6 protein-coding genes and 1 pseudogene are annotated in these 9,239 nt (G+C 68.0%); 5 read left to right on the forward strand and 2 right to left on the reverse strand.

Annotated features, from left to right (window positions below):
* Positions 1–117: 117 nt before the first annotated feature.
* Positions 118–933 (forward strand): annotated as a pseudogene (gene galE, locus ACFWPX_RS35730) (UDP-glucose 4-epimerase GalE); the annotation flags it as partial.
* 10 nt (positions 934–943) lie between these two features.
* On the opposite strand, the gene ACFWPX_RS35735 reads toward galE, so the two are convergent.
* Together ACFWPX_RS35735 and ACFWPX_RS35740 are read right to left on the reverse strand one after the other, a co-directional pair.
* Positions 944–2,110, reverse strand: a complete 1,167-nt coding sequence (locus ACFWPX_RS35735; protein ID WP_378933149.1) for a DUF4192 domain-containing protein — start codon at positions 2,108–2,110, stop codon at positions 944–946.
* A gap of 146 nt (positions 2,111–2,256) precedes the next feature.
* Positions 2,257–2,979, reverse strand: coding sequence for a sensor domain-containing protein (locus ACFWPX_RS35740; protein WP_378933152.1), 723 nt, complete (start codon positions 2,977–2,979; stop codon positions 2,257–2,259).
* Positions 2,980–3,178: 199 nt separating this feature from the next.
* Between ACFWPX_RS35740 and ACFWPX_RS35745 the strand changes: the two genes are divergently transcribed.
* The 4 genes from ACFWPX_RS35745 to speD all read left to right on the forward strand — a co-directional run bounded on the left by ACFWPX_RS35745 (position 3,179) and on the right by speD (position 9,138).
* Positions 3,179–4,123: a proteasome assembly chaperone family protein gene (locus tag ACFWPX_RS35745; protein WP_378914886.1), complete on the forward strand. Its 945-nt coding sequence runs from the start codon at positions 3,179–3,181 to the stop codon at positions 4,121–4,123.
* A gap of 94 nt (positions 4,124–4,217) precedes the next feature.
* Positions 4,218–6,716: a DEAD/DEAH box helicase gene (locus ACFWPX_RS35750; protein ID WP_378914888.1), complete on the forward strand. Its 2,499-nt coding sequence runs from the start codon at positions 4,218–4,220 to the stop codon at positions 6,714–6,716.
* Between the two features lie 104 nt (positions 6,717–6,820).
* Complete coding sequence (locus ACFWPX_RS35755; RefSeq protein WP_378933155.1) at positions 6,821–7,924, forward strand: type III PLP-dependent enzyme; 1,104 nt, start codon at positions 6,821–6,823, stop codon at positions 7,922–7,924.
* 8 nt (positions 7,925–7,932) lie between these two features.
* Positions 7,933–9,138 carry an adenosylmethionine decarboxylase gene (speD, locus tag ACFWPX_RS35760; protein WP_378914892.1) on the forward strand — a complete coding sequence of 402 codons (1,206 nt, stop codon included), beginning with the start codon at positions 7,933–7,935 and terminating at the stop codon, positions 9,136–9,138.
* Positions 9,139–9,239: the final 101 nt, after the last annotated feature.

Raw genomic sequence — 9,239 nt, forward strand, 5'->3', positions numbered from 1 at the left:
TGTTTTGTTTTTTCCCTTGCGCCTCTTGTGTTGTTCTCTCCCTCCCCCTTTCCCCCTGTCCCGCCCCTGGCCGCGCGGCGCGCTCTCTTTTTCGTCCCCCCCCCTCCCCCCCCCCCCGCCCCCGAACTGCTGCGTGCCGAATCCTTCGACGGCGTCCTGCATTTCGCGGCACAGTCGCTGGTCGGCGAGTCGGTGGAGCAGCCGGAGAAGTACTGGCACGGCAATGTCGTGAAGACGCTGACGCTGCTCGAGGCGATCCGGGAGACCGGCACGCCGCGCCTGGTGTTCTCCTCCACGGCCGCGGTGTACGGCGAGCCCGAGCAGGTCCCGATCACCGAGGACTCGCCCACTCGCCCCACCAATCCCTACGGTGCGAGCAAGCTGGCCATCGATCACGCCATCACCTCCTATGCGGCGGCGCACGATCTGGCCGCGACCAGCCTGCGTTACTTCAACGTGGCAGGCGCGTATGCCGGGCTCGGCGAGAACCGGGTCGTGGAAACACATCTGATCCCCCTCGTGTTGCAGGTGGCACTGGGTCACCGCAAGGCCATTTCGGTGTACGGCACCGACTGGCCGACGCCGGACGGTACGTGTGTGCGCGACTACATCCACATCCGCGATCTGGCGCAGGCACACCTGCTCGCGCTGTCGTCGTCGCAGCCGGGCACACACCGGATCTGCAACCTCGGTTCGGGCACCGGTTTCTCGGTGCGCGAAGTGATCTCGGCGTGCGAGCGGGTCACCGGCCTGCCGATCGAGACGATCGACGCACCGCGGCGCGCGGGCGATCCGGCCGTATTGATCGCCTCCAGTGACCGCGCGGTGGCCGAACTGGGCTGGCAACCAGAGCACAATGACCTCGACGAGATCGTCTCCGACGCTTGGGATTTCCTGCGCTCCCTCGGCACGAAAGCCCACAGCGCTCGCTGAAACGCCCGCCTCACGGTGCGATCGGGCCGATGTCGACCCCGAGATCGGCGGCGATCTGGTGACCGCAATGCGCGAGTCTGCGTAGCCGTTCGGGCCGCAATCCGGTCTGCAGCGACGTCTCCAGCAGCGCCGCCATCGCGTGCTCGGCGTCGGCCTCGACGGCGGCGGCGATAGCGACACCGGCGAACGGTCCGTCGCCGCGCAGGTAGGCGCTGAAACCCAGCAGGGCCGCTGCTTCGGCGCGGTCGGTACCTGGAGTCGCCCGAGCCAGCTGCGCCCACAGCAGCTCGGCGGCTTCGGCGTGATCGCCCAGTGCCAGCCCGTACATGGCGTCGCGGATCGGCCGGTCACGCAGGGTCGCGGCCAGTCGCGCGAGTTCGCGATCGGCCCGCGGTGCGCCGGAGGCGGTGTCGGCGATCTGCCACAGCACCCATTCCAGTGCCCGCCGCTGGTAGGCGGCCGTGTTCCCGGCGCGCGTCGCCGCGGCCAGCCCACCCCGGTACCGCGCGTCCGCCGCCCCGAGCTGTGCACGCACTCGCGCGCTCAGCAGGTCGTCGGGAATCATCAGCGCGGTCATCTCGTGGCGGGAACCGCGAATCTGCTTGCCTTCCAGCACATGTGACAGCGCCACGATCGATGATGACGGATCGGCGACCAGGCCGGTCCCGACCGTGCCGAACACGCTGCTGTAGCGCTCGCCCACCGCGATCGCGGGCACCGACCAGGCACCGCGCACCGCGATACCGTCCTCGGCGAGCACGTCGATCAATTCGGCCGCACGCAAGACTTCCTCGCCCTCGAACTCGGCGCGGTCCTCGACGAAGACGGCGAGCACCCCGGTTGCCTCTTCGCGCAAGCAGATCGATGCCAGGCAGGCGGTGAACTGGTCGAGCAGTCGCATATCGGTGGCCACGTCGAGGTCGAAGCGCACCACTGCCTCGATTGCCTCGGCCGCGCCACCCGCCACCTCGTGCAGAACGGCGACAACGAGGGATCGCTCGGGAACGAAGCCGAGCATCGCGGGCAGGGCGGCGATCAGTTCACCGGGTTCGTCGACCCGCAGTGGTGGGCGTGGCAGTCCGCCGGGATAGCGGGGGGTGGATTCGGCGCAGCCGAGTGCGCGGGGAAACGGCCCGGTGCGCTCGGCCCGGCGGGTGGGGTTCGTCGAAGGCGTCATGGCTCCACCGTGCCCGCCGTCTACCGCACACCGGGTGCGCCGACCTGGGCTTTTATCCGCCCTGTGAGTAGCGCCGACACTGTGGAGTAACCCCGGTCCCGGCGATGCGCCGTCGGCGAATCTGTCACCGCCTCGTGGTAGATCCGTCAGCTGCCTCGTACGGAGGCAACGGTTGTCGCGAACATCTCGTCCACAGCGGCCGTATCCGGTTGTCCCGCACCGAAAGTCATCGACGTCAACGTGATTCGCACGTCGCCGATCTGCCCGATCGAGGTCTGCATCGTCTGCGTGAGCCCCACACCACCGACCTCGGGAACCACGGTGCGCCGCAACGCTATCGCATCATCGGTACCGTCAGGCACAGCCTGGTCGAGCACGGTTGTGACGGTGGAGCCGGCACCGGCCCGCCGAACCTGGATCTGCCCGCATTCGTGGAGTCGATCGCGCAGCCGGGCCACCGGTTCGGCGCTCCGCGACAATTCGACGGTGAGGGTGGCCCGGCTCGCATCGTCGGTCCCGACCGCCACCGCCGCGGGTTCCCCACCGGGCTCTGCCTCGATCGGCGTGCACTGCGCCGGGCTGACCGATGCGCCCGCCCCCACGCCGTCGAGATCGGCCGCCGCCGCCGTCGCCGCCTGTGCAGGCAGCACCACCGCCGGGTATCGGGCCGGAAACCGCGAAGGTGGCGGCAGTAGTTCGGCCAGCGAACCCTCGACCTGCCGCACCGACACCGCACTCTCGGCGACCGGCGTCCCACTGACACTCTGCGCGCACCCGGTGAGTGCCAACGACACTGCCGCCAACCCCAGCCACCAGCGGCGCAAGGCCGGATCACCCACGCGGATCGGTGTCGTCTGCGCCACGTTCACACCGTTCACTGTGCCCCACCGCGCCGATCGGCCCGGTCGCGCCACGCCGGGCGGGAATGCGCGGCGTGTCCGTGCTGTTGCCTACCAGGACGAGCCGTCCCCGGCCGTGTGCGATGGCACTAGCTCGCGTGGGGGACAATGGAGATCCGCTTCCCCACCCCCGCGAGCGATGGTGGACCGCGCAGGAAGGAGAAACGCGATGGATGACCAGTCGCATATGTACGAACTGGAGTTCCCGGCGCCGCAGTTGTCCTCGGACGACGGTGCGGGCCCCGTACTCGTGCACGGCCTGGAAGGTTTCACCGACGCCGGACACGCCGTGCGCCTGGCGACGACCCATCTGCGCGAGAGCCTCGAATCGGAACTGGTCGCGTCCTTCGATGTCGACGAGCTGCTCGACTACCGCTCACGCCGTCCGCTGATGACGTTCCAGACCGATCATTTCGCCGATTACGCCGAGCCGGAACTGAACCTGTGGGCGCTGCGCGACACCGCGGGCACCCCGTTCCTGCTGCTCTCGGGCCTGGAACCAGATCTGCGCTGGGAGAAGTTCACCACCGCGGTGCGGCTGCTTGCCGAACAGCTCGGCGTGCGCCGCACGATCGGCCTGTCGGCGATTCCGATGGCCATCCCGCACACCCGTCCGCTCGGTGTCACCGCGCACTCCTCGGATCGTTCGCTGATCGGCGAGCACCAGCGCTGGCCGGGCGAGTTGCAGGTGCCGGGCAGCGCGTCCTCGCTGCTCGAGTACCGGATGGCGCAGCACGGCCACGAATCGCTCGGATTCTCGGTGCACGTGCCGCATTACCTGGCCCAGACCGATTACCCTGAGGCCGCGCAGACGCTGCTGGAGAATTTCGCCGACAACGCGGGCCTCGACCTGCCGCTCTCGGCGCTGGGCGAGGCGGCCGCGCGCGTGCGCGAGCAGGTCGCCGAGCACATCGCCGGCAACGAGGAGGTGGAGACGGTCGTCACAGCGCTGGAACGCCAGTACGACAGCTTCGTCACCGCCCAGGAACGCCAGTCGAGCCTGCTGGCCGCCGACGGCGAACTGCCCAGTGGTGAGGAGCTCGGCGCGGAGTTCGAGCGCTTCCTGGCCGAGCAAGGTGGTTACGACGACACCTCCGGCGACGGTAAGGACTGACCCACAACACCCACTAGGCGTACCTCCGCCTTCGCTCCGGCCGTGCGCAGGTCTGACGAGGGCTTCGCCCGCTGCGCAGACTAGGGTGGTCGGAGTGGATCTGACCGACCTGCTGGAAATTCCCGGGACCGACGCCGACGCGCTCTACGAGTCGTTCGCGGCGTGGGCCGCCGAGCAGGGCACATCCCTGTATCCAGCGCAGGACGAGGCGCTGATGGAGTTGGCGTCGGGGTCCAATGTCATTCTGGCGACGCCGACCGGCTCCGGAAAGTCTCTGGTGGCGGTCGGCGCGCACCTGTTCGCGATGGCCAACGGGCAGCGCAGCTATTACACCGCGCCGATCAAGGCCCTGGTCAGTGAGAAGTTCTTCGCGCTGTGTGAGGTGTTCGGCGCGGAGAACGTCGGCATGGTGACCGGTGACGCGGCGGTCAACGCCGACGCCCCGATCATCTGCGCCACCGCGGAGATCCTGGCCAACCTGGCGTTGCGCGAGGGCGCGGCGGCCGAGGTCGGCCAGATCGTGATGGACGAGTTCCACTTCTACGCCGACCCCGACCGCGGCTGGGCGTGGCAGGTGCCGATCATCGAACTCCCCCGTGCCCAATTCCTGCTGATGTCGGCGACGTTGGGCGAGGTGGACTTCTTCGCCGCCGATCTCGAGACGCGCACCGGCCGCTCGACCACGGTGGTCGCGGGCACCGAACGTCCTGTCCCACTGACGTTCTCGTACGTGCGTACCCCCATCACCGAAACCCTCGAAGAGCTGGTGACCACCCACCAGGCACCGGTCTACGTCGTGCACTTCACCCAGGCCGCCGCCCTCGAACGCGCGCAGGCACTGACGAGCGTGAACTTCGCCTCCCGTGCCGAGAAGGACGCGATCGCCACCGCCATCGGCGATTTCCGGTTCGCGTCGGGCTTCGGTAAGACGCTCTCGCGCCTGATCCGCCACGGCATCGGCGTGCACCACGCGGGAATGCTGCCCAAATATCGCCGCCTGGTGGAGAAACTCGCCCAGGACGGCCTGCTGAAAGTGGTGTGCGGCACCGATACCCTCGGCGTCGGCATCAACGTCCCGATCCGCACCGTGCTGCTCACCGGGCTCACCAAATACGACGGTGTGCGCACCCGCAGGCTCAAAGCCCGTGAGTTCCACCAGATCGCCGGACGCGCGGGCCGTGCGGGCTACGACACCATGGGCACGGTGGTGGTGCAGGCACCCGAGCACGAGGTGGAGAACACCCGCCTGATCGCCAAGGCGGGCGACGACCCGAAGAAGCAGCGCAAAGTGGTGCGCCGCAAGCCTCCCGAGGGTTTCGTGTCGTGGAGCGAGGAGACCTTCGACCGGCTCATCGCCGCCCCACCCGAGCCGATGGTCTCGCGCTTCGCGGTGACGAACTCGATGCTGCTCAACGTGATCGCGCGCCCCGGCAACTGCTTCTACGCGATGCGTCACCTGCTCGAGGACAACCACGAGCCGCGGCCCGCGCAGCGCAAGCACATCCTGCGCGCCATCCGCCTCTACCGTTCGCTGCGCGATGCCGGTGTGGTGCAACAACTTTCCGAACCCGACGCGAAGGGCCGGATGGCGCGGCTCACCGTCGACCTGCAACGCGACTTCGCCCTCGATCAGCCGCTGTCGCCGTTCGCGCTGGCCGCGTTCGAACTCCTGGATCGCGAAAGCCCCACCTACACCCTCGATGTGGTCTCCCTGATCGAGGCGACCCTCGAGGACCCGCGCCAACTGCTGATGGCCCAGCAGCACAAGGCCCGTGGCGCCGCCGTCGCCGAGATGAAGGCCGACGGCATCGAATACGAAGAGCGGATGGAGCTGCTCGAAGAGGTCACCTGGCCCAAGCCCCTGTCCGAGCTGATCGACCCCGCGTTCGAGACCTACCGGGCCGGTCATCCCTGGGTGTCGGAATTCGCGCCGTCGCCGAAGTCGGTGGTGCGCGACATGATCGAGCGCGCGATGACCTTCGCCGAACTGATCTCGCACTACGAACTGACCCGATCCGAGGGCGTCGTGCTTCGCTACCTCGCCGACGCCTACCGTGCCCTGCGCCGCACCGTGCCCGATGCCGCGCGCACCGAGGATCTCGACGATCTCACGGAATGGCTCGGCGAACTGATCCGCCAGGTCGACTCGAGCCTGCTCGACGAGTGGGAACAACTCACCAACCCGGGCGCCGAGAACGACGCCCAGCAGATCGCCTTCGGCGCCGAAACGGTGCGCCCGATCACCGCCAACGAACGCGCCTTCCGGATCATGGTCCGCAACGCCATGTTCCGCCGCGTGGAGCTGGCGTCGCGTCGCCGCTGGTACGAACTCGACGAGCTGGGCACCGGCCCCGACTGGGCCGAGGACTTCGCCCCCTATTTCGACGAGTACGACACGATCGGTACCGGTCCCGACGCGCGCGGCCCGCAGCTGTTCGCAGTGGAGCAGCGGCCCGGTTTCTGGCATGTGCGCCAGGTGATCGACGACCCGGCCGGCGATCACGGCTGGGCGCTGACGGCGATCGTGGATCTCGAGGAGTCCGACGCCGCGGGCGAGGTCGTGTTCGACGAGGTCACAGTCATAGCAGGCTGAGTAATACCAGCTGCCTATGACCAATATGACGAATGTTTGACGGATTCGTTGTTGGGTAGGCGCCGCTGATAGTCTCTCCCGGCCGCCGAGGAGAAAGTTCACCGTTGCCCGAATCCCCGTACCTTGTCATCGACCCTGAGCGGGTACGTGCCAATTACCGAACCCTCGACGCCGCCGTCTCCGCGGGCACCCGGATCAGGTACGCGGTCAAGGCGGCACCGGTGGCCGAACTGATCGCCCTGCTCGACGACGAGGGCGCCGAATTCGACGTCGCCAGCATCGGCGAGATCGACCAGTGCCTCGAGCTCGGCGTCGCCCCCGAGCGGCTCTGCTACGGCAACCCGATCAAGAAGAGCGCCCACATCGCGCGCGCCTTCGCCCTCGGCGTGCGCCGCTACGCCTTCGACACCGAAGACGACCTCGACCGCATCGCCGAGCACGCGCCCGGCTCCGAGGTCGAGTGCCGCTTCCTGTCCTCGGCCCCCGAATCACGGACACCGTTCGGCACCAAGTTCGGGTGCTCGCCCGCCGAAGCCCTGCGACTGCTGGTGCGCGCCCACGATCTGGGCCTGACGGTCGGCGGCCCCTATTTCCACGTCGGCTCCCAGCAGCTCGACCCCGCCGCCTGGCGGATCGGCATCGAGCAGGCCGGTGAGATCGTCAAGGCGCTGGCGGACAAGAACATTCACGTCACGGCGGTCAATGTGGGCGGCGGTCTGCCGATCTCCTACGCCGAGCAAGCCCCCGAACTCGACGCGATCGCGGCCGCCATTTCGAGCGCCGCCGCCGAGTTCCTGCCCGCGGCCACCGGCCTGATCGTGGAACCCGGCCGTGCGCTGGTGGGTAACGCGGGCACCATTCACGCCGAGGTCGTCGGCGTGCGTTTCGCGCCGGACGGCCGGCGCTGGGTGTATCTCGACATCGGCCGATACAACGGTATGGCCGAGACTGAGAACGAGTACATCGCCTACCGTTTCGTCACCGATCGCGACGGCGATCCGGTCGAGGAGGCGGTGGTCGCGGGTCCGACCTGCGACGGCGACGATGTACTGTATCAACGCACGAAGGTCCTTCTGCCGACCACGTTGCGAGCCGGTGACCGGATTCAGATCCTGCACACCGGCGCCTATACCGCGAGTTACTCGTCGGTGTCCTTCAATGGTTTTCCGCCCTTGACCGTTCATGTCTCGGGCGCTGAGCGAGAGTGAGTTTGCCCATGACGGCGGAATTCACCGGTTGGCACGTGCTGGCCGAGTTCGGTGGCGTCGACACAGACCTGTGTGACGATCTCGAACGACTCGAATCGGCGTTGCGTGAGTCTTTGATCGCGGCGGGCGTCACCATCTGCGAAGTCGTACATAAAAAGTTCGATCCGCAGGGGGTGACCGTCCTCGCGCTGTTGTCGGAGTCTCACGCCTCGATTCACACTTATCCGGAGTCCGGCGACATCTTCGTCGACGTCTTCACCTGCGGCAGCATCGGTGCGGGCGCGACGAAAGCAGTCGAACTGCTCCGAGACAAGTTGTCCCCCACCACTGTTCGGATGCAGGTGGTCCAGCGTGGCCACGGCGCCGAGAAGATCTACGAACCGGTGGGCGACGGCCTGACCCGGATCTGGGATCTGCACGAGGTGATCGTCGATACCAACACCCCGTTCCAGCACATGGTGATCGCGCGGACCGATCAGGGGATCTCCCTGTTCTCCGACGACGATCGCCAGTCCACCGAGTTCTCCCAGGTCACCTACCACGAGGCCATGATGGTCCCGGCGTTCGTGCTGGCGGAGAAGCTCGATCGGGTGCTGATCATCGGTTCCGGTGAGGGTGTGGCCTCGCAGATGTCGGTGGCGGCCGGGGCGACCCTGGTCGACCATGTCGATATCGATCAGCGCGAAGTGGAGCTGTGCGCCGAGCACCTGCCCTACGGCTACACCACCGCCGAGCTCACCGCCGCCGTGGCGCACGAGGGCCCGATCCACGTGCACTACGCCGACGGCTGGGATTTCCTGGCCAAGGCTCAGGAAGCCGGCACCCGCTACGACGTGATCGTCATCGATCTGCCCGACGAGCGCGTCGAGGATGCCCAGCACAACCGCCTCTACGAGGCGGAGTTCCTGTCCCGATGTAAGGCATTGCTCGCCCCCGGCGGCGTGCTGTCGGCCCAGGCCGGTTGCGCGACCATGTGGCGCAACGAAACGCTGAAGCGTTCGTGGGGCCGTTTCCACGAGCAGTTCGCCACCGTGGTCCCCTACGGCAGCGACGAGCACGAGTGGACCTTCCTGTTCGGCCTGAACGAGAAGATCGACGACCCGGTCCGCGGCATGCGCGACCGCCTCGCCCTGCTCCCCTACCGCGCCGAAACCATCGACGCGCGGGCACTGGAGCGCGGCGCGATCGAGCCGTACGCCCTGCGCGACCGGTAGGAATCTGCACCGACAGCGGGCGGGCGCCTGCGAGGTGCGCGCCGCCCCGCCCGACGGGGGTCGGGGCCCCGCACCCCCCGCGCGCGCGCCCACGCGGGCCC

Origin of the sequence: Nocardia sp. NPDC058518 (genome assembly GCF_042719655.1) — a bacterium.
Lineage (GTDB): Bacteria > Actinomycetota > Actinomycetes > Mycobacteriales > Mycobacteriaceae > Nocardia.

Excerpts from the sequence above, each read along its gene's own strand:
- ACFWPX_RS35735 (WP_378933149.1), bottom strand. The coding sequence starts at position 2,110 with ATGACGCCTTCGACGAACCCCACCCGCCGGGCCGAGCGCACCGGGCCG.
- ACFWPX_RS35745 (WP_378914886.1), top strand. The coding sequence starts at position 3,179 with ATGGATGACCAGTCGCATATGTACGAACTGGAGTTCCCGGCGCCGCAG.
- speD (WP_378914892.1), top strand. The coding sequence starts at position 7,933 with ATGACGGCGGAATTCACCGGTTGGCACGTGCTGGCCGAGTTCGGTGGC.